At 61.2% G+C, this 25,579-nt stretch carries 10 protein-coding genes; 6 read left to right on the top strand and 4 right to left on the bottom strand.

The genetic code is table 11. The features are described 5' to 3' along the window. Window positions 1-69: 69 nt before the first annotated feature. On the bottom strand, window positions 70-2,046 hold the full coding sequence (locus ACEN83_RS06955) for a hypothetical protein (RefSeq protein ID WP_495579856.1): 1,977 nt from the start codon (window positions 2,044-2,046) through the stop codon (window positions 70-72). Window positions 2,047-2,321: 275 nt separating this feature from the next. Next, window positions 2,322-14,723, bottom strand: a complete 12,402-nt coding sequence (locus ACEN83_RS06950; RefSeq protein ID WP_495579855.1) for a retention module-containing protein — start codon at window positions 14,721-14,723, stop codon at window positions 2,322-2,324. A 587-nt stretch (window positions 14,724-15,310) separates the two neighbouring features. On the opposite strand from ACEN83_RS06950, the gene ACEN83_RS06945 reads away from it, so the two are divergent. From ACEN83_RS06945 to ACEN83_RS06935, 3 genes are all read left to right on the top strand, one after another. After that, on the top strand, window positions 15,311-16,669 hold the full coding sequence (locus ACEN83_RS06945; protein WP_007972522.1) for a TolC family outer membrane protein: 1,359 nt from the start codon (window positions 15,311-15,313) through the stop codon (window positions 16,667-16,669). 149 nt (window positions 16,670-16,818) lie between these two features. Continuing rightward, the gene (locus tag ACEN83_RS06940; protein WP_116580308.1) at window positions 16,819-18,978 is read left to right on the top strand and encodes a type I secretion system permease/ATPase; all 2,160 of its coding nucleotides are present in this window, start codon (window positions 16,819-16,821) and stop codon (window positions 18,976-18,978) included. A gap of 181 nt (window positions 18,979-19,159) precedes the next feature. Next, on the top strand, window positions 19,160-20,524 hold the full coding sequence (locus ACEN83_RS06935) for an HlyD family type I secretion periplasmic adaptor subunit (protein ID WP_495579854.1): 1,365 nt from the start codon (window positions 19,160-19,162) through the stop codon (window positions 20,522-20,524). A gap of 145 nt (window positions 20,525-20,669) precedes the next feature. Here ACEN83_RS06935 and ACEN83_RS06930 read toward each other — a convergent pair whose 3' ends face one another. Further along, the gene (locus ACEN83_RS06930) at window positions 20,670-21,266 is read right to left on the bottom strand and encodes a tRNA-uridine aminocarboxypropyltransferase (protein ID WP_495579853.1); all 597 of its coding nucleotides are present in this window, start codon (window positions 21,264-21,266) and stop codon (window positions 20,670-20,672) included. A gap of 5 nt (window positions 21,267-21,271) precedes the next feature. After that, window positions 21,272-22,165, bottom strand: coding sequence for a LysR family transcriptional regulator (locus ACEN83_RS06925; RefSeq protein WP_007972518.1), 894 nt, complete (start codon window positions 22,163-22,165; stop codon window positions 21,272-21,274). A 340-nt stretch (window positions 22,166-22,505) separates the two neighbouring features. Here ACEN83_RS06925 and speB point away from each other — a divergent pair, with 340 nt between their 5' ends. From speB to ACEN83_RS06910, 3 genes are read left to right on the top strand one after another with little or no spacing between them, the layout of a single operon-like run. Further along, window positions 22,506-23,456 (top strand): agmatinase, encoded by a 951-nt coding sequence (speB, locus tag ACEN83_RS06920; protein ID WP_007972517.1) that lies wholly within the window; start codon window positions 22,506-22,508, stop codon window positions 23,454-23,456. 9 nt (window positions 23,457-23,465) lie between these two features. Next, window positions 23,466-23,888, top strand: a complete 423-nt coding sequence (locus ACEN83_RS06915; protein ID WP_102698930.1) for a YybH family protein — start codon at window positions 23,466-23,468, stop codon at window positions 23,886-23,888. A gap of 55 nt (window positions 23,889-23,943) precedes the next feature. Continuing rightward, window positions 23,944-25,455, top strand: coding sequence for a purine-cytosine permease family protein (locus ACEN83_RS06910; RefSeq protein WP_495579852.1), 1,512 nt, complete (start codon window positions 23,944-23,946; stop codon window positions 25,453-25,455). Window positions 25,456-25,579 lie beyond the last annotated feature (124 nt).

Here is a 25,579-nt window from a genome sequence, read left to right as displayed (position 1 = left end):
CTGATTTTCAACACAGCGGATAACGTAATGAAAAACGAGAGGCGCCTAAGCGCCTCTCGTTTTTTTCGATCATGGAATACGGCAGAAACCCTCCCCCGGGCGCGTCATGCCCACCCGGAACCACCGACCATCGGACATTGTCTCATGCCCCTCCTGAACGGCATGGCAAAAGATCTCACACCAACCGTTCTTGATTTTTTCGAAGACGTGATAAGTGAAAAATACGCTAAAACCTGCAGCGGCCTCTTCCGCGTTCGGCGTTTTTGTCACGACATCCTCAGCTCCTGGCAACTTCAGGCCCGGCATATTTTTTTCATCCACCCGTATATTCTCGTACCCGATAATTTGAAAGATAACTTGGGTGTCTTTTAGATCTGCCTTTGGCGGAAACGTGACTTCAACGGCCATCGTGCCCAGATCCGCGTTGTATTTTAAAGAACTGCAATACAACTCCGGGCCATCCTCAAACTCAATAAGCTCGACAAAATTAGGCTGTGGCAGGGGAGCCTCGTGAACATAAACCTCGACGTGTCGCACATTCGACCACGCCACTGTGGAGTTTAGATCATGACTGGCAACGTATTCGGCACGTGTTTCCTTATTGTTTCGGCCGGCCTTGATGTTACGAGCGGGGATTCTAAATTCCAGAATCTTCTCGTCGGTTTCAGTACCATCCAGTTCGATAACGCCACCATCCTCTTCGTCGATTGGAGATCCGTTATAATAGAGCTGTATAACATCGCCTTTCTTGTGTCCTTTATAGATATTCACGAATGCGTCCGCGCCCCGATCGGCATCCAGCTTGCTCAGGTAGTTTGGCCGTAACACATCTACGCCCTGAACCGTTATCAGCGGCAAATTCGGATCAGGGTCATTAGGCTTACCGGGATTATCGGGGTCGGGCTGTTCGCCCGGCTTTCTCAGGTCGATCGTCAGTTTCCGGCTATGGGGTCCAGTAGTCGGATAAAGCTTGTTTCCGCGTCTTATTTGCCACTCAAAATCAACTTCCTTCGGACCAGCGTTATCATTGTAAAGATACCGATAAGTCAATGTACGGGAAAACGGAACAGCACTCACATCAGGTTCCAATGGCGGTGTTTGGTTATCAACCATGAACCGCCATTTATCATTTTGTTTGAAATTCAAATAATCGAGAACGGCGCTCACCGGCTCGCGGGCATCCTCGAACAAAATGATGCCATCATCATCATGCAGCTCAACGGTCGCTGACTCTTCAGCCGGGGCAGGGAATAGTGCCACATCAACTTTAAGTTTCGGCGAAGCAGAACTTTTGTTCCCCTTGCGATCAGTCACATAGACAAATAACTCGATTTCTCCTTCGTCTATCCCGATCAAGGATTTGGTCAGTTTTCTTGTGTTCAACGGATCCGGAAAGGTCAAGCGCTCGATGAGCGTCGCCTGATCGTCCGGTTTCCCGACTTCCTTGAACATGAACTCAAGGACATCTCCGATTTTTGCAACCGGGTAGGTCGGCAAGTATCCCAACAGCACATGGTCGACGTTTTCCTCGTCAAAGTACTCGGCCGTAATACCCTCGCTTTTGATCCTGTCAGGAACAATGACCTGGGTGGCAGGAGCAGGGGGAGTAGTGTCTACCCGGATGCACAGCAGCGGTTCCGAATCTTGATCGTTTCCTCGTAAGTAAATACGATACCCCACTGTGTACTCACCCTCGGTGGTCGTCTCACCTGCCGGCACCGTCAATGTTTGTTCGAACCATTCGTCCTGTAACGGCGTTACCCCTTCCAGCATGTTCCCTATCAGGGCGCCATTAAACAGTGCTTGTGCGGTGACTTTTGAGCCGTCCGGATAGTCTGACGTTGGAAACCGTGGGAACCTCAGCTTCATCTCAAGACCTTGATCCCTGGAATGAAGTTGATTACCCGGGTCATCGGCCGTTTCCGGTAGCAATACGATCGTTTCCAGTGTGGGCGGTTTCAATTCTTCTAGAGGACCGCTACGCGTTTTTTTCCTGTGACTGAGTAGTCTTTTTTCTTTGGCGGACAGCTTTTCAGGGACGGTCATTTCAAAGCTCCTTTCAGTGTTGGGCCTTAGCCCACGTCACGACTCAACGCCCAATCCAGAGTGATCGGCGCCTGTTCGAAGCGCAGTACAGAGGAAAATGAACTCTCGATTCGACTGATCGTTGACTCGATTAAAAGGCAGTTACAAATGGCTGGCTACTGTCAGAAATTACAGGTTTTGCTACCATTGGTCGGAGATTCAACGTTGTTTCCGGCAATAAAAAACCCGTCATCCCTTGCACAGGGATGGCGGGTTTTTTCGTTCAGGTTTTCAGGTCACACGGTATCCACCTTCAACGAATGATCGTTGAGCATGCCGTTGATGATGGTCGCCGTGTCATGCCCGCTCGCGACCACCCCACCCGCTCCCGGCGTGACACCGTATTGACTGGCGAGGTTGACGCCGGCCAGGTCGATGGTCTGGTTCGGCGCGGCGCCGGCCATGGCGCTGACGTCGATGCTGGTCACCGTCGACGCCCCGCTGCCGGTGACGGTGAAGTGCAGGTAGTCGTCCAGCGAAGCCGTGGTGCCGTTCTCCCCTTGCAGCAGTTGCGACAGGTCGAGCTTGTCGGTGCCGGGCGTGAAGTCGGTGATCACGTCATGGCCGCTGTTGTCCTTGAGCCACTGGAAGGTGTCGGCCCCCGCCCCGCCGCTGAGGGTGCTGTTGCCCAGGCCGCCAATCAGCAAGTCATCGCCGCCCCCGCCATTGAGGATGTCGTTGCCCAGGCCGCCGTTGATCACGTTGTTGCTGTTATTGCCGGTCAGGGTGTCGTTGAAGTTCGACCCGGTGAGGTTTTCGATACCAGTCAAGGTGTCCGTGCCCGCGCCCAGGGTGTTCTGCGCAGCGAGCAGACTGAGATCGACCGTGACCCCGGCGGTGGCGTGGGCATAGCTGGCCGTGTCGATGCCCGTGCCGCCATCGAGGGTGTCATTGCCCAGTCCGCTGAAGAGCAGATCATTGCCGGCGCCGCCATGCAGCTCGTTGTTGCCGGAGCCGGCAGTGAGCACATCGTTGCCGTCGCCGGCATTGATGATGTTGTTGCCCGTGCCCGCCACCATGACGTCATCTCCGCTGGTGCCGGTGAGGGTGTGGCCGTCCTGATAGCTGATGGTCAGGTTGGCCGAGTCGCTGCCGCCGTGGTTGTCGTTGGCGGTGTAGGTGCCGTGGTAATCCGGGGCAATGTCATGGGCCCCGGCGTAGTTGACGGTCATGGTCAGTTGATAGGTTTCAGAACCGTTGCCGCCGCCACCCGAGCCGTTGGGGATGTTGGTGACGTGGATCTGGTAGGTTCCATCCCCTGTCGCCGTAATGGTCTGGCCGTCCGTGATGGAGGTGAACCCACCGCCGTCGACCGAGTACTCCATGCTGATACGCCCGGCCGCCAGGTTGTGATTCAGGTTGAGGGTTTCGCCATCCTTGAGGCTGACGGTAATGAAGTCGTCACCGGTATTGCTGCCGACCGAACCCAGCGCGCCACTGACCACCAGCATAGCGGTCATGGCCGCCGCGTCGGCGACAAAGGCACTGCGGGCTATGGTCACGGCCTTCGCATTGCTGCCCGTGAAACCGAAGCTCTGGTTGGTCCCGATGAAGTCCGCCCCCCTCGGTATCCAGCCGGTATTGAAGGAAGTCGGTGTCGCCGAGAGCTGATCACCGTTAGGGTCGGTGTCGTTGGCCAGCAATAGTTCGCCCGGTACCACGACGGTGCCCGAGAGCACGTTGGTGATGACATGGTCATCGGCAGCCACTGGCGGTGCGTTCGGTATGACTTTGATCGTCAGGGTGGAGCTGGCCAGATCGCCGTCGTTGTCGCTGACGGTGAATCCGATGTTTTCGGTGATCACCACCGACGTGGCTTTCTGCGAAATGTAGGTGTATTCGCCGGTATCCAGATTGACCAGCAAGGTACCGCTGTTGTTGGTGGCTATGCTCAACGTGTTGTCCACGGTATTGAACGTGCCGTGGTTGACGCTGCCACTGTAGTTCAGCGAGCCCTGATTGCTGTTGGCGCTCGGATCGTAGGTGTACGTGGTGCCGTCCACCGTGATGGTCTTGATGAAGCCGCCGTCGGCACCAAAGGTACCGCCCTCGCCCAGCAGCGAGCCGGTCACCGGTGCGCCGATCACAGTGCCGGACAGCACCGAGTTGAGCTGGTTGAGGTCGGTCACCACCACCGCGTTGGTATCGGTGTGACTGCTGCCGTCATAGGCCAGTGGGTTGAGGTTGGCGTTGCTCACACCGCTGCCCAGGCCGATCGCGTAGTTCTTGATGTTGTTGGCATCGAGGAAAGCTTTCAGCGCGGTTTCGTCGGCGGTGCCGATTTCCTGGCCGGTGGTGGGCTTGCCGTCGGAGAAGAAGTAGCCGACGTTTTGTGCACCGGTCAATTTGCCCGAGGTGTTGAACGCGGTCTGCATGGTCGCTACCGCCGCGTCGTAGTTGGTGCCACCGTTCGCGGTGAGGCCGGCCAGCAGTGTCTTGGCGGTCGCAACATCGACCCACACCGAAGTCCTGTCGGTGGCGCTACTGCTGAAGGTGACGAGTTGCACTTTCACGTCGCCCAGGTCGTCGTATTTATCCAGCAAGGCACTGATGGCCTGCTTGGCCAGTTCCAGCCGTGACAGGCCCGGTACGCCGGAAGGGTCGACCATACTGCCGGAGACGTCGAGCACGATCAGCAGGTTGGAATCGATCTCCACCGCTGCCACCGAGCGATCCGAGGCCACCGCCTTGGGCACGTCATCGACAATGTTGACCACAATGGTGCTGGTGCTGCTGTTGCCCGACGCATCGGTGGCCTTGTAGGTGAAACTTTCAGTCAGACTGTTCGGACCGTCGTTGGCATTCGGCGAGGTTTTTGGCGCCGAGGTCAGGGTGTAGGTGTAGCTGCCGTCGGGGTTGAGCAGGATCTGCCCGTAGGTGCCGGTGGCGCTGCCGACCAGGGTGTAGGTGAGCGCACCGCTGGCACCCGAGACGGATCCGACCAGGGTTCCTGACGCGGTTTCGCCGGTATTGCCCGGGTCGCTGCCGGTGACCGTACCGGCGGCCAGGTCCTGACCGCCCTGGTTCAGGTCGAGGGCTTTTTCGTAGACCGTCACGTCGCTATCGGGGTTGGCCTTGATAATGCTGTTGGCCACATCGATGGTGATGGTGGTGGTGCTTTCATCGCCATCGGAGTCGCGCACCGTGTAGGTGAACGTGTCCGTGGCCCCGGCAGCGCCGACCGAATCCGGGTTGCTGTGATACACCGCGTTGCCGTTGGCATCGAGCGTCAGGTAACCGTAGGTGCCGTTGATCGGGTTGCCCAGCCCGCCGACGGCCGAGGTCGAGGTATTGCTGCCGGCGCGCACGCCGACCACCATCGCCGGACCATCGGCACCGTTGATGTCATTGCCCAGCACACTGATATTGACCGTGCCGCCCTCCGTTACGGACGACGAGTCAGGTTTGGCGTTTGGCAAGTCATCGACGATGTTGACATTGATCTGCCCGTTCGCGATGTCGCCATCGGTGTCGGTTGCTACGACGTCGAAGTTCTCGGTGAGGCTGTTGGCGCCATTGGCGGTTGGATGCGCTTCGTTGTCGTTGAGGGTGTAGCTGTAGCTGATCACGCCGGTGGCCGGGTTGTAGCCGGTGATGGTCAGGGTGCTGCCCAGCGGCGTGACGGCGGTTTGTGGGAAGCCGGCGGCCACGCCTGCGCTGACCACGGTGATACCGCCCACGGTCAGGGTTTGCAGGCCATCGAGGGCGGTCACCGTGAAGGTGCCGTTCTGGGTCAGGGCCGGTGTGTTGGGGGTGGTGCCGTCACTGAGGTTTTTCTCGTAGACCGTCAGCTCGCCGCCATATACATCGAGGCCGCCAAGGGTTACCGGGTCGTCATTGTTGTAGACATTCAGCACCAGGTTCGCCGTGCTGATGTCGCCGTCGGCGTCGGTGAGGGTGTAGGTGAAGGTTTCAGTGCCGTTGCCACCGCCGTGCAGGGCTTTGAAGTCAGCGTCGCTGGTGTTGAGGGTGTAGGTGTAGGTGCCGTTGGCGTTGAGCACCAGGGTGCCGTAGGTGCCGGTGAAGGTACCCGCGGTCACCGGGCCGGCATTCAGGCCGATGGCGACTTTATCGGCACCGATCACGTCGTTGTTGAACACATTGCCGCTGAGGCTCGCCACCGTCTCCGAGGCGGTGCTGGCGTTGCTGTCGTTCAGCGCTTTTGGCATGTCATCGACAATGTCCACCACGATGGTGCTGGTAACGATATTGCCCAGCGAGTCGGTAGCCTGATAGCTGAAAGTCTCGTGCATCACGTTCGGGCCGTCATTGGCGTGCGGAGTGGTACTCGGCGGGTTCGTCAGGGTGTAGGTGTAGGTGCCGTTGGCGTTGAGCTGAATCTGTCCGTAGGTCCCCACGTTGCTGCCAACCAGGGCGTAGGTGATCGCGCCGACGGCGTGAGTGACCGAGCCCACCAGTGTGCCGGAAGCAGTTTCGCCCGTGTTGGTCGGATCGCTGCCGACGACCGTACCGGCAGCCAGATCCTGCCCGCCCTGGCTCAAGTCGAGGGCTTTTTCGTAGACCGTTACATCGTTGTCGCTGACCGCTTTCAGGCAACTGTTGTAGACGTCGATGGTGATGGTGGTGGTGCTTTCGTCGCCATCGGAGTCACGCACGGTATAGGTGAACACATCCACCGCGCCAGGGCCGCTCACCGCGTTAGGCGTGCTGTGATACACGGCGTTGCCGTTGGCATCGAGGGTCAGGTAACCGTAGGTGCCGTTGATCTGATTGCCCAGCCCGCCGATGGCCGAGGTTGAAGTATCGCTGCCCGCACGCACGCCGACCACGGCGCCAGCGGCAGCCGGACCATCGGCACCGCCGATGTCGTTGTCCAGCACATTGCCACTGACGGTGCCGCCCTCTTGCACCGAGTCCGCGTCGGCTTTGGCGGTTGGCAGGTCGTCGATGATGTTGACGTCCAGTGAACCGGTGGCGGTGGTGCCGTTGTCGTCGACCGCGGTCACGACAAACTGCTCAGGCAGGGTGTTCGCGCCGTTGGCGGTTGGGTGCGCTTCGTTGTCGTTGAGGGTGTAGCTGTAGCTCACCACGCCGGTCGCGGCGTTGAAGCCGGTGATGGTCAGCGTGCTGCCCAGCGGTGTGGTGATCGATTGCGGGAAGCCCGCCGCCACGCCCGCCGTGACCACGGCGATGCCGCCCACCGTCAGGGTCGTCACGCCGTCCAGCGCGGTGACGGTGAAGGTGCCATTCTGGGTCAGCGCCGTGGTATCCGGAGCACTGCCGTCGCCGAGGTTTTTCTCGAAGACGGTCAACTCGCCTCCCTCGACGTTCAAACCACCAATCGTCACCGGGTCATCGTTGTTGTGGATTTGCAGCACCAGGTTGGCCGTGCTGGTATCGCCGTCCGCGTCGGTGATGGTGTAGGTGAAGGTGTCGGAGCCGTCGCCACCGCCGTGCAGGGCTTTGAAGTCGGCGTCGCTGGTGTTGAGGGTGTAGGTGTAGGTGCCGTTGGCGTTGAGCACCAGGGTGCCGTAGGTACCGGTAAAGGTGCCGGGGGTGATCGGGCCAGTGCCTTCACCGATGGTTACCCGGTCGGCGCCTTGTACGTCGTTGCTCAGCACGTTGCCGTTGAGGGTCAACAGGGTTTCCGACGCCGTCGAAGCGTTGCTGTCGTTCACGCCTTGAGGCAGGTCGTCGACGATGTTCACGTCGAGGCTGCCCGTGGCCGTGGTGCCGTTGTCGTCGACCAGGGTCACGGCAAACTGCTCAGGCAGGGTGTTGGCGCCGTTGGCGGTCGGGTGCGCTTCGTTGTCGTTGAGGGTGTAGCTGTAGCTCACCACGCCCGTCGCGGCGTTGAAGCCGGTGATGGTCAGGGTGCTGCCCAGCGGTGTGGTGATCGATTGCGGGAAGCCCGCCGCCACGCCTGCCGTGACCACGGCGATGCCGCCCACCGTCAGGCTGGTCACGCCGTCCAGTGCGGTGACGGTGAAGGTGCCGCTTTGGGTCAGGGCCGTGGCATCCGGGGTACTGCCGTCACTGAGATTTTTCTCGAAGACGGTCAACTCGCCGCCCTCGACGTTCAAACCGCCAATCGTCACCGGGTCATCGTTGTTGTGGATCTGCAGCACCAGGTTGGCAGTGCTGCTGTCGCCGTCCGCATCGGTGATGGTGTAGGTGAAGGTGTCCGTGCCGTCGCCACCGCCGTGCAGGGCCTTGAAATCGGCATCGCTGGTGTTGAGGGTGTAGGTGTAGGTGCCGTTGGCATTCAGCACCAAAGTGCCGTAGGTGCCGGTGAACGTGCCGGGGGTGATCGGGCCAGTGCCTTCACCGATGGTTACCCGGTCGGCGCCTTGGACGTCGTTGCTCAGCACGTTGCCGTTGAGGGTCAACAGGGTTTCCGAGGCGGTGCCATTGCTGTCATTCACGCCCTTCGGCAGGTCGTCGACGATGTTCACGTCGAGGCTGCCCGTGGCGGTGGTGCCGTTGTCATCGACGGCGGTCACGGTGAACTGTTCAGGCAGGGTGTTGGCGCCGTTGGCCGTCGGGTGCGCTTCGTTGTCGTTGAGGGTGTAGCTGTAGCTCACCACGCCGGTCGCGGCGTTGAAGCCGGTGATGGTCAGGGTGCTGCCCAATGGTGTGGTGATCGATTGCGGGAAGCCCGCCGCCACACCTGCGGTGACCACGGCGATGCCGCCGACGGTCAAGGTGGTCACGCCGTCCAGTGCGGTGACGGTGAAGGTGCCGCTTTGGGTCAGGGCCGACGTATTGGGGTTGCTGCCGTCACTGAGATTTTTCTCGTAGACCGTGAGTTCGCCGCCGTACACGTTGAGGCCGTTGAGGACCACCGGATCGTCGTTGTTGTGGATCTGCAGCACCAGGTTGGCCGTGCTGCTGTCGCCGTCCGCATCGGTGATGGTGTAGGTGAAGGTGTCGGTGCCGTCGCCACCGCCGTGCAGGGCCTTGAAGTCGGCATCGCTGGTGTTGAGCGTGTAGGTGTAGGTGCCGTTGGCATTCAACACCAAAGTACCGTAGGTACCGGTGAACGTGCCGGGGGTGATCGGGCCAGTGCCTTCACCGATGGTTACCCGGTCGGCGCCTTGCACGTCGTTGGTCAGCACGTTGCCGTTCAGCGTCAGCAAGGTTTCCGACGCCGTCGAAGCGTTGCTGTCGTTCACGCCTTGTGGCAGGTCGTCGACGATGTTCACGTCCAGTGAGCCGGTCGCGGTGGTGCCGTTGTCATCGACCAGGGTCACGGCAAACTGCTCAGGCAAGGTGTTGGCGCCGTTGGCCGTCGGGTGCGCTTCGTTGTCGTTGAGGGTGTAGCTGTAGCTGACCACGCCGGTCGCGGCGTTGAAGCCGGTGATGGTCAGGGTGCTGCCCAATGGCGTAGTGATCGATTGCGGGAAGCCCGCCGCCACGCCCGCCGTGACCACGGCGATGCCGCCCACCGTCAGAGTCGTCACGCCGTCCAGCGCGGTGACGGTGAAGGTGCCGTTCTGGGTCAGCGCCGTGGCATCCGGGGTACTGCCGTCACTGAGGTTTTTCTCGAAGACGGTCAACTCGCCGCCCTCGACGTTCAAGCCACCAATCGTCACCGGGTCATCGTTGTTGTGGATCTGCAGCACCAGATTGGCCGTGCTGGTATCGCCGTCCGCGTCGGTGATGGTGTAGGTGAAGGTGTCCGTGCCGTCGCCACCACCATGCAGGGCCTTGAAATCGGCATCGCTGGTGTTGAGGGTGTAGGTGTAGGTGCCGTTGGCATTCAACACCAAAGTGCCGTAGGTGCCGGTGAACGTGCCGGGGGTGATCGGGCCAGTGCCTTCACCGATGGTTACCCGGTCGGCGCCTTGTACGTCGTTGCTCAGCACGTTGCCGTTGAGGGTCAACAGGGTTTCCGACGCCGTCGAAGCGTTGCTGTCGTTCACGCCTTGAGGCAGGTCGTCGACGATGTTCACGTCCAGTGAACCGGTCGCGGTGGTGCCGTTGTCGTCGACCAGGGTCACGGCAAACTGCTCAGGCAGGGTGTTCGCGCCGTTGGCCGTCGGATGCGCTTCGTTGTCGTTGAGGGTGTAGCTGTAGCTCACCACGCCCGTCACGGCGTTGAAGCCGGTGATGGTCAGGGTGCTGCCCAATGGCGTAGTGATCGATTGCGGGAAGCCCGCCGCCACGCCCGCCGTGACCACGGCGATGCCGCCGACGGTCAGGGTCGTCACACCGTCCAGCGCGGTGACGGTGAAGGTGCCATTCTGGGTCAGCGCCGTGGTATCCGGAGCACTGCCGTCGCCGAGGTTTTTCTCGAAGACGGTCAACTCGCCGCCCTCGACGTTCAAACCGCCAATCGTCACCGGGTCATCGTTGTTGTGGATCTGCAGCACCAGGTTGGCGGTGCTGCTGTCACCGTCCGCATCGGTGATGGTGTAGGTAAAAGTTTCGGTGCCGTCGCCACCGCCGTGCAGGGCCTTGAAATCGGCATCGCTGGTGTTGAGGGTGTAGGTGTAGGTGCCGTTGGCGTTGAGCACCAGGGTGCCGTAAGTGCCGGTGAAGGTGCCGGGGGTAATCGGGCCAGTGCCTTCACCGATGGTTACCCGGTCGGCGCCTTGCACGTCATTGGTCAGCACGTTGCCGTTGAGGGTCAGCAAGGTTTCCGAGGCAGTACTGGCATTGCTGTCGTTCACGCCCTTCGGCAGGTCGTCGACGATGTTCACGTCCAGTGAGCCGGTCGCGGTAGTGCCGTTGTCGTCGACCAGGGTCACGGCAAACTGCTCAGGCAGGGTGTTCGCGCCGTTGGCGGTTGGGTGCGCTTCGTTGTCGTTGAGGGTGTAGCTGTAGCTGACCACGCCGGTCGCGGCGTTGAAGCCGGTGATGGTCAGCGTGCTGCCCAACGGCGTGGTGATCGATTGCGGGAAGCCCGCCGCCACGCCCGCCGTGACCACGGCGATGCCGCCCACGGTCAGGGTCGTGACGCCGTCGAGGGCAGTGACCGTGAAGGTGCCGTTCTGGGTCAGCGCCGTGGCGTCCGGAGCACTGCCGTCGCTGAGGTTTTTCTCGAAGACGGTCAACTCGCCGCCCTCGACGTTCAAACCGCCAATCGTCACCGGGTCATCGTTGTTGTGGATCTGCAGCACCAGGTTGGCGGTGCTGCTGTCACCGTCCGCATCGGTGATGGTGTAGGTAAAAGTTTCGGTGCCGTCGCCACCGCCGTGCAGGGCCTTGAAATCGGCATCGCTGGTGTTGAGGGTGTAGGTGTAGGTGCCGTTGGCGTTGAGTACCAGGGTGCCGTAAGTGCCGGTGAACGTGCCGGGGGTGATCGGGCCAGTGCCTTCACCGATGGTTACCCGGTCAGCGCCTTGCACGTCGTTGGTCAGCACGTTGCCGTTGAGGGTCAGCAGGGTTTCCGACGCCGTCGAAGCGTTGCTGTCGTTCACGCCTTGAGGCAGGTCGTCGACGATGTTCACGTCGAGGCTGCCCGTGGCCGTGGTGCCGTTGTCGTCGACCAGGGTCACGGCAAACTGCTCAGGCAGGGTGTTGGCGCCGTTGGCCGTCGGGTGCGCTTCGTTGTCGTTGAGGGTGTAGCTGTAGCTGACCACGCCGGTCGCGGCGTTGAAGCCGGTGATGGTCAGCGTGCTGCCCAACGGCGTGGTGATCGATTGCGGGAAGCCCGCCGCCACGCCCGCCGTGACCACGGCGATGCCGCCCACGGTCAGGGTCGTGACGCCGTCGAGGGCAGTGACCGTGAAGGTGCCGTTCTGGGTCAGCGCCGTGGCGTCCGGAGCACTGCCGTCGCTGAGGTTTTTCTCGAAGACGGTCAACTCGCCGCCCTCGACGTTCAAACCGCCAATCGTCACCGGGTCATCGTTGTTGTGGATCTGCAGCACCAGATTGGCCGTGCTGCTGTCGCCGTCCGCGTCGGTGATGGTGTAGGTGAAGGTGTCGGTGCCGTCGCCACCGCCGTGCAGGGCCTTGAAATCGGCATCGCTGGTGTTGAGCGTGTAGGTGTAGGTGCCGTTGGCGTTGAGCACCAGGGTGCCGTAGGTGCCGGTGAAGGTGCCGGGGGTGATCGGGCCAGTGCCTTCACCGATGGTTACCCGGTCGGCGCCTTGTACGTCGTTGCTCAGCACGTTGCCGTTGAGGGTCAACAGGGTTTCCGACGCCGTCGAAGCGTTGCTGTCGTTCACGCCTTGAGGCAGGTCGTCGACGATGTTCACGTCGAGGCTGCCCGTGGCCGTGGTGCCGTTGTCGTCGACCAGGGTCACGGCAAACTGCTCAGGCAGGGTGTTGGCGCCGTTGGCGGTCGGGTGCGCTTCGTTGTCGTTGAGGGTGTAGCTGTAGCTCACCACGCCGGTCGCGGCGTTGAAGCCGGTGATGGTCAGGGTGCTGCCCAGCGGTGTGGTGATCGATTGTGGGAAGCCCGCCGCCACGCCCGCCGTGACCACGGCGATGCCGCCCACTGTCAGGGTCGTGACGCCGTCGAGGGCAGTGACCGTGAAGGTGCCGTTCTGGGTCAGCGCCGTGGCGTCCGGAGCACTGCCGTCGCTGAGGTTTTTCTCGAAGACGGTCAACTCGCCGCCCTCGACGTTCAAACCGCCAATCGTCACCGGGTCATCGTTGTTGTGGATCTGCAGCACCAGATTGGCCGTGCTGCTGTCGCCGTCCGCGTCGGTGATGGTGTAGGTGAAGGTGTCGGTGCCGTCGCCACCGCCGTGCAGGGCCTTGAAATCGGCATCGCTGGTGTTGAGCGTGTAGGTGTAGGTGCCGTTGGCGTTGAGCACCAGGGTGCCGTAGGTGCCGGTGAAGGTGCCGGGGGTGATCGGGCCAGTGCCTTCACCGATGGTTACCCGGTCGGCGCCTTGTACGTCGTTGCTCAGCACGTTGCCGTTGAGGGTCAACAGGGTTTCCGACGCCGTCGAAGCGTTGCTGTCGTTCACGCCTTGAGGCAGGTCGTCGACGATGTTCACGTCGAGGCTGCCCGTGGCCGTGGTGCCGTTGTCGTCGACCAGGGTCACGGCAAACTGCTCAGGCAGGGTGTTGGCGCCGTTGGCGGTCGGGTGCGCTTCGTTGTCGTTGAGGGTGTAGCTGTAGCTCACCACGCCGGTCGCGGCGTTGAAGCCGGTGATGGTCAGGGTGCTGCCCAGCGGTGTGGTGATCGATTGTGGGAAGCCCGCCGCCACGCCCGCCGTGACCACGGCGATGCCGCCCACGGTCAGGGTCGTGACGCCGTCGAGGGCAGTGACCGTGAAGGTGCCGTTCTGGGTCAGCGCCGTGGCGTCCGGAGCACTGCCGTCGCTGAGGTTTTTCTCGAAGACGGTCAACTCGCCGCCCTCGACGTTCAAACCGCCAATCGTCACCGGGTCATCGTTGTTGTGGATCTGCAGCACCAGATTGGCCGTGCTGCTGTCGCCGTCCGCGTCGGTGATGGTGTAGGTGAAGGTGTCGGTGCCGTCGCCACCGCCGTGCAGGGCCTTGAAATCGGCATCGCTGGTGTTGAGCGTGTAGGTGTAGGTGCCGTTGGCGTTGAGCACCAGGGTGCCGTAGGTGCCGGTGAAGGTGCCGGGGGTGATCGGGCCAGTGCCTTCACCGATGGTTACCCGGTCGGCGCCTTGTACGTCGTTGCTCAGCACGTTGCCGTTGAGGGTCAACAGGGTTTCCGAGGCGATGCCATTGCTGTCGTCGACCGCTTGGGGCACGTCGTCGGCGATGTTGATGTCCAGCGAACCGGTGACGCTATCGCCATTGCTGTCGCCTGCCACCACGGCGAAGTGTTCACCGAGGGTATTGCCCCCCTCACCGCTTGCATGGGTTTCGGCACCGTTGAGGGTGTAGCTGTAACTGACCACGCCCGTGGCCGGGTTATAGCCGGTGACGGTCAGGGTGCTGCCCAGCGGGGTGGTGATCGACTGCGGAAAGCCTGCCGCCACCCCGCCGCTGATCACGTTGATGCCGCCGATGCTGAGGCTGGTCAGCCCGTCGGGTGCATTGACGGTGAAGGTGCCGCTTTGGGTCAGCGCACCAGGGTTCCTCGCCGAGCCGTCGGCCAGGTTGGCCTCATTGACGGTCAGTTCGCCATTCTCCACCGACAGGCCATCAAGGGTGACCGGATTGTTCGGCACTGGCGGCGTCACTGGCGGCACCACAGGGGTATCCGCCGCTACGGCGTTATTGTCCGGATTAGCGTTCAGGCGTTCTTCGGGAAGTTCGGGAATGCCGTTGAAACCGGCAGTGGGGAAACCAATGATGGGATCGACGCGCCCACCCACTTCTTCGAGCATGACGAAACTATGGCCGCTGCCCGCGATGCCACCCGGTACACCGGCAGTCGTGGTAGGCCCGGCAGCAGTGGCTTCAGCGGTCTGGGTCGGGTCGTCGCCCGCCGCAATGGCTTTTTGCAGCTGCTCGACATCCGTCAGCTGTGCCTGGCTTGGCGTCACCGCCTCGGACGAGTCCACGTGGGGAATCTGATTGGCGAGCAATTGCGGGGTCATCTGCATGCTGCTGCCGCGCCCGAGGGTCAGTTCCTGGCCATTTTGCAGATGCACCGCTACCGCGCCTTCGGCGCCGGTGCTCAGTTGGTCGCCGGCGAACAACTTGTCCCCCTCGACCAGCGCGCGCCGGGTGCCGTCGCTTGCAACCGCGAACACCTGACCGATGACCTTACTGACGATTCCTATGAGCGTAGCCATGTGCACTTCCTCCGCTGCCAACCGCTGTCGGCACCTTGTTTGTGCGAAGAACGTGCTCATGGCTCAAGCGGGTTGTCTGGCGAATCGTGTTCCGGGTCCCGGTTTACTTGAGTAAGCCGTGGCCCCGGCAACGATCTCGCCCAGCCATTCGCTCACGGCGCTGTTTACGGCTTGGGGAAAACTCCTCTGCAATCAATGGCATCGGATCCCTTTGCGCAACAACCTTGCCTGTGAACGATGCGTAACGATCTTGAATCACTCGAGTGACAAAAAACCGTCACTCCCAGATCGCTAGCGTCCCTCCCCTCCAGCACTTCTCCGCTCTATGTCGATAAGTGGATTGGAACTTTTCTCAAACCCCGACGAGCGCCCCAGAGCTCATAAAACAAGGGCTTTCGAATTGAACAATGTGCTGGATTTCGCAGAGCGCATAAGTTTTTTTTGGCATAACCGTTATGAAAAAAATTTCTTAGCTACGCTTCAGAATGTTCTTAGCTCTTTTGTTAAAGTCATGAAACAACTTTACCTATAAATGTCGTCAAATAATTGGCGACTGATAAGCACCATCAGGAATCAGGGAGATGTACATGCGCCTATTAACCCCCCTCTGCAGCGCGGTTCTTTTGGCCATGGCCTGCTCGTCCCAGGCTCAGGCCATGACGCTGACCGAAGCGATCCAGAGCACCATCGCGACGCACCCGGAGCTGGCATCGCGGGTGGACAGCCGTCTGTCGGCTGACGAGGACGTGAAGGTCGCCAAAGGGGGCTTTTATCCATCGGTAGATCTGAACGCTGCTTACGGGCGCGGGTACAGCGATAACACCAACACCCGGGCGCTCGGCAATCACCACACCGAAACCCTCAACTACACCCAGTCGGAATTGCGCCTGCGGCAAATGCTTTTTGACGGGTTCAACACTGCCAACGAAGTGGCTCGCACCAAAGACGTGGTCAACTCGCGAGCCTATTACGCTCAGGGTACGGCTCAGGATCTGGCCCTGCGCACCACCGAGGTTTATCTCGAAGTGCTCAAGCGCCGCGAACTGGTGACCCTGGCCAAGAACAACCTGCAGGCACACTTGCGAGTCAACGACCAGATCGGCCTGCGCACCCAGCGTGGCGTGGGCAGCAACGCCGATGCCGACCAGTCCAGCGCTCGCCGGGCACTGGCAGAAAACAACCTCGACACCGCCGAAGTCGATCTGGCTGACGCCGAGTCCAACTTTTACGCCGTTGTCGGGCGTATGCCCGATGAGCTCGAAGCCCCGCCGTCGATTCGCGGTGAAGTCCCAACCTCCCTGCCTGAAGCCCAGCAGAGCATGGTGGAAAACAACCCTTACCTGAAATCCGCCCAGGCCGATGTGCAGTCGGCCGAAAGCCAATACGAAGTTGCCAAGTCGCCCTTCTACCCACGTCTTGACGCCGAGGCGGCAGTGGGTGCGAACAACAACGTGCAGGGTGACGAAGGCCACGACAACGAGTGGCGGGTCGGCGTGGTGATGAACTACAACCTGTTCCGCGGCGGCAGCGACAAGGCGCGCCTGGCCTCCGACGCGCACAAGATCAACCAGGCCATGGACATCCGCAACAATGCCCTGCGCCAGCTCAACGAGAATATTCACCTGGCCTGGAACGCCATGGTCAATGCCAAGAAACAAACCCCGACCGCCCGTGAATACGCCGACACCAGCAAGCGTGTACGCATTGCCTATCAGGATCAGTTCGGCCTCGGCCAGCGGACCCTGCTTGACCTGCTCGACAGCGAAAACGAACTCTACAACGCCAACCGCCGCTACACCGAAGTGCGCTACACCGAAGAGTTTTCGATGTACCGCGTGCTGGCGAACATGGGTCAGTTGTTGAGCAAGCAACGGGTCGTACTGCCCGCCGACGCAATCGCCCAGACCGAAGTGAAAAACGAAGCTCGTCTGCCTGAAATGAAATAACGAAGTACCCGTGCAGGAGTTGCCGCAGGCTGTGATCCTTTGAACGTGTTTGCTGAAAAGCAAAGTCAAAAGATCGCAGCCTGCGGCAGCGCCTACAGTGAGATATGCAGATATCTGTCAATTGCCGCAGTGCAACGGGAGCAATCAATTTGACCAGCATGGAACCCGGCAACACTGGTGTCGATCCGCGCCTGAGCTTCGATGACCCGCTTCTGGACGGTCTGTTGATCCTCTGCAAACTCCACGGTGCGACGGTCAGTCGCGCCAGCCTCAGTGCCGGGCTCCCCATGGCACACCAACGCCTGAGCCTGGACCTGCTGCCTCGAGCAGCAGCCCGGGCCGGTTTGCAGGCGCGCCTGCTGCGCCGTGACCTCAAGGACATCTCGCCACTCAACCTGCCCGTGCTGCTGTTGCTCAACAACGGCCGCACGGCCGTCCTGCGTCGTTATGCCGAGGACGGCAAGGTGCTGATCCTGCCCAGCGAAGCCGACGGCGGCGAACAATGGCTCAGCCCTGAAGAGTTGGCCGAACACTACAGTGGCCAGGCGCTGTTTGCCCGGCCACGCCACGAACTCGAAGACTTGCGCTCGCCGCTGGTGCCTCGGGTCCAGGCCTGGTTCCGCGATACGCTGAAGCTGTCGAAATGGCTGTACAGCGACGCGATCCTGGCGAGTTTCCTGATCAACCTGCTGGGTCTGATGGTGCCGCTGTTCGTAATGCAGACCTACGACCGCGTGGTGCCGAACCAGGCCACTTCGACCTTGTGGGTGCTGGCGATCGGTCTGCTGATCGGCACCGCTTTCGAACTGGTGCTGCGGGTCGTTCGCGCACACCTGTTGGATACCGCCGGCAAGAAAACCGACGTGATCCTGTCGGCCACCCTGTTCGAGCGCATCACCGGCATGGCGATGAAAGCGCGGCCGGCGACCATCGGTGGTTTTGCCCAAAGCATTCATGACTTCCAGGGCCTGCGGGAGTTTCTCACCGCCGTGACCCTCACCAGCCTGATCGACCTGCCCTTCTGCCTGCTGATGCTGCTGGTGATCGGCCTGCTCGGTGGCTGGCTGGTGGTGATTCCGATTCTGGCGTTTCCTATCACCATTATTTTCGCCATGGTGATCCAGGTACGCCTGCGCGACACCGTACAGAAAAGCCTCAGCCTCGGTGCCGAACGCCAGGCGTTGCTGATCGAAACCCTCAGCGGCCTGGAAACCCTCAAGGCCTGCAGCGCCGAAAGCGAACGCCAGCACAAATGGGAAAGCACCCACGGCGCCCTCACCCGCCTCGACAGCCATGCGCGCAACCTCTCGGCCCTGGCCACCAACGGCACGCTGTTCATCCAGCAGATGTCCGGCATGGCGACCATCGTCGCCGGGGTCTACAGCATCATCGCCGGCAATCTCAGTGTCGGCGCCCTGGTGGCCAGCTACATGCTCGGCAGTCGAGTGCTGGCGCCGCTGGGACAGATCGCCGGCCTGATCACCCGCTACCAGCAAGCGCAACTGACCATGAAAAGCACCGACGCGCTGATGGGCCTGCCCCAGGAGCGCGACACCAGACAACGGCCTCTGGAGCGCACCCAACTGCAAGGCGCGCTGGATGTTGTCGGCGTGACCTTCCACTACAACGGCCAGAACTCTCCCGCCCTGGCCAATGTCAGCTTCAGTGTGAAACCCGGTGAGCGAATCGGCGTGATCGGTCGCAGCGGCTCGGGCAAAAGCACCCTGGCGCGGCTGGTGATGGGTTTCTACGAACCGGAGGAAGGCCAGCTATTGCTCGATGGCCTGGACTTGCGACAGCTGGACGTCGCCGACCTGCGCCATCAGATCGGTTACGTCGCTCACGACCTGCCGCTGCTGGCCGGCAGCTTGCGCGATAACCTGACCCTAGGCGCGCGCTACATCAGTGACTCACGCATGCTCGAAGTAGCCGAACTCACCGGCGTCACCGAACTGGCCCGGCAACACCCGCAAGGCTTCGACCGGCCCGTGGGCGAGCGCGGACAATTGCTGTCCGGTGGTCAGCGCCAGGCGGTTTTGCTGGCCCGGGCCTTATTGCTCGACCCGCCGATCCTGCTGCTCGACGAACCGACCAGCGCCATGGACAACAGCAGCGAAGATATCCTGCGGCAAAAACTCCACGGCTGGGTCCAGGGCAAAACCGTGCTGCTGGTGACTCACCGCACCTCGATGCTGAGCCTGGTGGATCGGCTGGTGGTGCTGGACAACGGACGGATCGTCGCCGACGGACCGAAAGAAGCAGTCATCGATGCACTGCGCAAGGGCCGTGTCGGCTCTGCGGCTGTTTAGATGCGAATACACAACCTGTGGCGAGGGAGCTTGCTCCCGCTGGGTTGCGAAGCAACCCCCTCGTTGTGTCATCTGGATCGCGCCAGCAGTTTTTGCGACGGCTTCACCGCCGGACGGGAGCAAGCTCCCTCGCCACAGGATTGTGTTCGGCACTATTTCTCTTAACTGACGGGTATCGCCCATGTCTGCTCAAACGCCAGATTCAGCGCCCCGAGGCTACTTCAACAGCTTCGGCAAAAGCGCCGAAGTCGAATTCATGCCGGAAACCGCCGGCGCCTCGTTGCAGGACTCACCGCGCTGGTCGCGGATCACCGTGTGGCTGGCGGCGGCGTTGCTGATCAGCGCGCTGGTCTGGGCCAAATTCGCCGTGTTGCAGGAAGTCACCATGGGCGAAGGCAAGGCGATTCCGTCGAGCAAGGTCCAGGTGATCCAGAACCTTGAGGGCGGCATCGTCACCGAGATCTTTGTGCGCGAAGGGCAGATGGTGAACAAGGGCGACACCCTGCTGCGCCTGGATGACACGCGCTACCTGTCGAACAAGGGCGAAAGCGAAGCCGATCGCTACGCCTTGACCGCGCAGGTCGAACGGCTCTCGGCCGAAGCCGAAGGCCGGCCGTTCAAGCTGTCAGAAGAAGTGATCGCCAAGGCTCCGCAAGTGGCCGAAGACGAGCGCTCGCTGTACGAGCAACGGCAACGTCGACTCGCGAGCGAACAGCGCACACTGTCGGAACAACTTCGGCAAAAAACCCAGGAACTGGCGGAGTTCCGCTCGAAACAGGGGCAATTCAGTTCAAGCCTGGCGTTGTTGCAGCAAGAGATGAACATGTCCACGCCGCTGGTGGGCACCGGCGCGGTGTCACCGGTGGAAATCCTGCGCCTCAAACGCAGCGCCGTGGAGATTCGCGGCTCGCTGAACGCCACCACCCTGGCGATTCCCCGGGCGGAATCGGCGATCAACGAGATCAAAAGCAAGATCGACGAGTCGGAACAGACCTTCCGTTCCGAAGCGGCCAAAGAGCTGAACGAGAAACGCACCGACCTGTCGAAAATCACGGCATCGAGCATCGCCATCGACGACCGCGTGACCCGCACTACCGTGGTCTCGCCGGTGCACGGCATCATCAAGATGTTGAAGGTCAACACCATCGGTGGTGTGGTCCAGCCCGGCAGTGACATGGTGGAAATCGTGCCACTGGAAGACAACCTGCTGATCGAGGCCAAGGTCCGCCCGCAGGACGTTGCATTCCTGCATCCGGGCCAGAAAGCCATGGTCAAGTTCAGTGCCTACGACTACACGATCTACGGCGGCCTGAGCGCCAAGCTGGAACTGATCGGCGCCGACACCATCACCGACGACAAGGGCAACAGCTTTTATCTGATTCAGGTGCGCACTGACAAAAACCATCTGGGCGGGGATGTGAAACCGCTGCTGATCATCCCGGGGATGGTGGCGACGGTGGACATTATTACCGGGGAGAAAACGGTGCTCGATTATCTGCTTAAGCCGGTGCTCAAGGCGCGGACCGAGGCGATGCGGGAAAGGTAGGCAACCTCCAAAATCTGCTGTGACTGATCTGCCGCTTTCGCGGGCAAGCCCGCTCCCACAGGTTCATTGGCGTTCGCAAACTATATGTACAACACGAACACTGTGGGAGCGGGCTTGCCCGCGAAGAGGCCGGTACATACACCGATCACTTGTCGGCATGATTACGCTGGTAAACCTCCTCCCCCATCGCCGCAATCTGCCCCTCGATCAACGCTTCGAACGGCTTCAACAACGGCGCAAACGAAGTCGGCGCTTCGAGGGTTTCCAGCGCCTGCACAATCGCCTCCACTGTCGACAACGCCCCCGGCCCCGGTGCCTTGCGCAGCCGATAACGGGACACACCGCCTTCGGCCAGCATCACCCTCGGCAACGCTGCCAGCAGCGGATTGAGGTGCAGCATCTTTCGGGCCTTGCGCCAGGTGCCGTCCGGGACCACCAGCAACATCGATTCATCTGAGGAGCCATAGGCTTTCATCGGCAGCGCTTCTTCGCCCGGAAACAACAACCGCGCCGTATATCCAGGCTGATTCAACAACACCGGCAAATCCTCGAACACCTCGCCCACGATCAACTCGGCATTGTTCAAGCCCAACGCCGCCAACCGCGCCGTATTCAGCGCATGGTTCACTTCGCTCGGATGCTGCAACAGCAACACCCGGGTGCGGCTGTCGAGGCTCGGGATCAACGGGCACAGGCAGTGCGATTGCGGACGCAGGCAGCGCGGGCACTGGATTCTGGACATCTTCTTCACGCCTGATTCAGTTGGGCTTTAAGCAGGTCGCGGAACGTCTGGATCAGCGGCTCGCGGCTACGGCCCCGGCGCACGATCATCGAGAACGGCGCCTGATAACCAAAGGTCGCCGGCAGCAACACCCGCAAGTCGCCCTTGTCGGCCCAGGCCTGGGCGTAGTGCTCCGGCAGGTAGCCGATGTAGGCGCCCGACAGCACCAGAATCAGCTGGGCTTCCATACTTTCCACGGTCGCGGCGCTGTGCTTGAAGCCGTGACGCGCCAGCTCGGCCTGGCTCCAGTAGCCACGGCCGACCATACGCTGCTGGGTGATGACCTGCTCGGGAATGCGCCGCTCGTTGAACAGCGGATGCCGCGTGCTGCAATACAACCAGTGTTGCTCACGGTACAGCGGCATATACACCAGGCCGCTCATGCGTGTGGAAAACGCACCGATGGCCAGATCGAGACGGTTGTCCTGCACGCCGAGCTGCAGTTCGTAAGGGCTCATTACCGACAGGTGCAAGTGCACGGCCGGGTGTTCCTGGCTGTAGGCACCGATGGCTTCGGCGAACGGCAGGGCCTTGTCGCTGACCGTGGAGTCGATCACCCCGAGGTTCAAGGTGCCGCGCAACTCGCCCTTCAGCGCGGCGGCGTACTGCTCGAAGCCTTCGAGTTCGCCCAACAGACGCAAGGTTTCCTGATGGAACAACTCCCCCTTGCTGGTCAGGCTGAACCCGCCACGACCGCGATGGCAGAGCACCAGGCCGAGGGCCGCTTCGAGCTGGCTCATGTAGGTGCTGATGGCCGACGTCGAGAGGTTGAGCTCCTGCTGGGCGTTGGCGAAGCCCTGGTGACGCACCACGCTGACGAAGATGCGCAATAGTTTCAGGTCGGGTAAAGCGTTGGCCATGGGTACTCCTGACACCATTTGATTTCCAGCTGTCTCCCGTAGGAGCTGCCGAAGGCTGCGATCTTTTGATCTTCATTCTTGGCGACCATGAAGCCGCCGAAAATCAAGATCAAAAGATCGCAGCCTTCGGCAGCTCCTACAGGGTTAGCCACCAGCCGTTGAACGAGTGGTGAAGTCTACCGCCGCCCTGGCCATTAGTTTAGAAAAATCTGAACTAAGTATTTGCCCGTAGCGATTCTTCCCGGCCACTACATTTCGCAGAATCGCCCCACAACGGTGCCCGTACCTTCCGTGAACGGCGCAACCCTATAAATAAAACAACGACGATGAGGCCCTACCCGTGGACAAGATTCTTCACCAACCACTGGGCGGCAACGAAATGCCGCGCTTCGGCGGCATCGCCACCATGATGCGACTTCCCCACTTGAATACCGCTGCCGGCCTGGACGCTGCCTTCGTAGGCGTGCCGCTGGACATCGGTACTTCCCTGCGCCCTGGCACCCGTTTCGGGCCTCGCGAAATCCGCGCTGAATCGGTGATGATCCGCCCATACAACATGGCCACTGGCGCTGCGCCGTTCGACTCGCTGTCGGTTGCCGACATCGGCGACATCGCGATCAACACCTTCAACCTGCTGGATGCCGTACGGATCATCGAAGAGTCCTACGACAACATCCTCGAACACGATGTGATCCCCCTGACCCTGGGCGGCGACCACACCATCACCCTGCCGATCCTGCGTGCCATCCACAAGAAGCACGGCAAGGTCGGCCTGGTGCACATCGACGCTCACGCTGACGTGAACGATCACATGTTCGGCGAGAAAATCGCCCACGGCACCACGTTCCGTCGCGCCGTTGAAGAAGGCCTGATTGACCCGGACCGCGTGGTGCAGATCGGCCTGCGCGCCCAGGGCTACACCGCTGACGACTTCAACTGGAGCCGCAACCAGGGCTTCCGTGTGGTTCAGGCCGAAGAGTGCTGGCACAAATCGCTGGAGCCGTTGATGGCTGAAGTCCGCGAGAAAGTCGGTGGCGGTCCTGTCTACCTGAGCTTCGACATCGACGGTATCGACCCGGCCTGGGCACCAGGCACCGGCACCCCGGAAATCGGCGGTCTGACGACCATTCAGGCGATCGAGATCGTTCGTGGCTGCCAAGGCCTCGACCTGGTCGGTTGCGATCTGGTAGAAGTCTCGCCCGCTTACGACACCACCGGCAACACCTCGCTGCTGGCCGCCAACCTGCTGTACGAAATGCTCTGCGTACTGCCTGGCGTAGTCCACCGCTGAGGATGGTTCATGAACGAACGCGATCAGGTTCTGAAAGCCGCCGCCGATCTGGTGTCCGCTTTTGCCCGTAACGATCGCGAAGCCTACTTCGGCGCTTTCAGCGCCGATGCCAGCTTCGTCTTCTACACCCTCGAAAAGCCCCTGCTGTCGCGCGACGCCTACCAGGCGATGTGGGACGGCTGGCGCGCCGAGGATGGCTTCGAGGTGCTCTCGTGCACCTCGAGCAACGCTTTCGTCAGCCTGCAGGGTGACGTGGCGATTTTCATCCATGACGTAGCCACCGAGCTGCGCATGCAAGGGGAGCAGCACTTTAGCCAGGAGCGCGAGACGATTGTTTTCAAGAAACAAGCGTCTGGCCAAGAACAACAAGGCCTATGGCTGGCCTGCCACGAACATTTGTCCGCGATGCCGGAAGGGCTGCCACCCCCTTAGCCAACACAGGTGACGCTCACGCACGATGAGCGCGCCTTTATGATCGGAGCTGATCATGAATAACAACAACAAAGACCAAAGCCTTACGCAAATTGAAACCTACGGGGTCGAACAAATCCCTGACAACGAACGCACCGCAGGCCCGACGGACTTGTTCCGGATGATCTTCGGTGGTTCCAACACCTTTGCTACCGCCGTTCTCGGCAGTTTCCCGGTCCTGTTCGGCCTGTCTTTCCAGGCGGGCGTCTGGGCAATTGTGCTGGGCGTGTTGCTGGGTTCGCTGATCCTCGCGCCAATGGGCCTGTTCGGCCCGATCAATGGCACCAACAACGCCGTGTCTTCCGGTGCGCACTTCGGCGTGCACGGGCGGATCGTCGGTTCGTTCCTGTCGCTGTTGACCGCCATCGCCTTCTTCTCGCTCTCGGTGTGGAGTTCGGGTGATGCGCTGATCGGTGGCGCCAAACGCCTGATCGGCCTGCCGGAAACCGACCTGACCCTGGGCCTGGCCTACGGTCTGTTCGCGATCCTGGTGCTGACCGTGTGCATCTACGGCTTCCGCTTCCTGCTGTGGGTCAACAAGATCGCGGTGTGGAGTGCCAGCCTGCTGTTCCTGCTGGGGATCTTCGCCTTCGCCGGTCCCTTCGATGCGAACTACGCCGGTAGCGTCAACATGGGTCAACCGGGTTTCTGGGCCGCCTTCATTGGTGCTGCACTGGTGGCCATGAGCAACCCGATTTCCTTCGGTGCGTTCCTCGGCGACTGGTCGCGCTACATTCCGCGTGACACCTCCAAGCGCCGCATCATGGCGGCGGTGGTGATTTCGCAGGTCGCAACGTTCATCCCGTTCCTGTTCGGCCTGACCACCGCCACCATCGTAGCGATCAAGGCACCGGACTACATCGCGGCCAACAACTATGTCGGCGGCCTGCTGGCAGTCTCGCCGAGCTGGTTCTTCCTGCCGGTGTGCCTGATTGCGGTGATCGGCGGCATGTCCACCGGCACCACCTCGCTCTATGGCACCGGGCTGGACATGTCCAGCGTATTCCCACGGGTACTGTCGCGGGTCAAGGCCACTCTGCTGATCGGTGTGATGTCGATTGCCTTCATCTTCATCGGGCGCTTCGCGGCCAACCTGGTGCAGAGCGTGTCGACCTTCGCCGTGCTGATCATCACCTGCACCACCCCCTGGATGGTGATCATGATCATCGGCCTGCTGGTGCGTCGCGGCTTCTATTGCCCCGATGACCTGCAAGTGTTCACCCGCGGCGAGAAAGGTGGCCGTTACTGGTTCACCCACGGCTGGAACTGGCGTGGCCTGGGTGCCTGGATCCCTAGCGCGGCCGTCGGCCTGTGCTTCGTGAACCTGCCAGGTCAGTTTGTCGGGCCGCTGGGCGAAATGGCCGGTGGCATCGACATCAGCCTGCCTGTGACCCTGGGCCTGGCCTCGCTGGTGTACCTGGCGCTGCTGAGCCTGTTCCCGGAATCGCGCGAAGTGTTCGGCCCGAATGATGTTCGTAGCCGTGGTGCCAGCGCCGTTGCAAAACCTGAAATACGTCAGCCCGCCTGACACAGATCCACTTGTGGGAGCGAGCCGGCTCGCGAAGACGGCGGCACATTCAACATCGATGTGACTGACCGAACGCCTTCGCGAGCAAGCTCGCTCCCACAGAAAGCAGCCCCACAGAAACGCC

This window comes from Pseudomonas sp. Pseusp49 (assembly GCF_059491875.1).
This window is presented reverse-complemented; position numbering and strand designations above follow the sequence as displayed.

Bases quoted from the DNA above. Each gene is read 5' to 3' on its own strand.
- ACEN83_RS06955 (WP_495579856.1), bottom strand. From the start codon at position 2,046: ATGACCGTCCCTGAAAAGCTGTCCGCCAAAGAAAAAAGACTACTCAGT.
- ACEN83_RS06950 (WP_495579855.1), bottom strand. From the start codon at position 14,723: ATGGCTACGCTCATAGGAATCGTCAGTAAGGTCATCGGTCAGGTGTTC.
- ACEN83_RS06945 (WP_007972522.1), top strand. From the start codon at position 15,311: ATGCGCCTATTAACCCCCCTCTGCAGCGCGGTTCTTTTGGCCATGGCC.
- ACEN83_RS06935 (WP_495579854.1), top strand. From the start codon at position 19,160: ATGTCTGCTCAAACGCCAGATTCAGCGCCCCGAGGCTACTTCAACAGC.
- ACEN83_RS06930 (WP_495579853.1), bottom strand. From the start codon at position 21,266: ATGTCCAGAATCCAGTGCCCGCGCTGCCTGCGTCCGCAATCGCACTGC.
- ACEN83_RS06925 (WP_007972518.1), bottom strand. From the start codon at position 22,165: ATGGCCAACGCTTTACCCGACCTGAAACTATTGCGCATCTTCGTCAGC.
- ACEN83_RS06915 (WP_102698930.1), top strand. From the start codon at position 23,466: ATGAACGAACGCGATCAGGTTCTGAAAGCCGCCGCCGATCTGGTGTCC.
- ACEN83_RS06910 (WP_495579852.1), top strand. From the start codon at position 23,944: ATGAATAACAACAACAAAGACCAAAGCCTTACGCAAATTGAAACCTAC.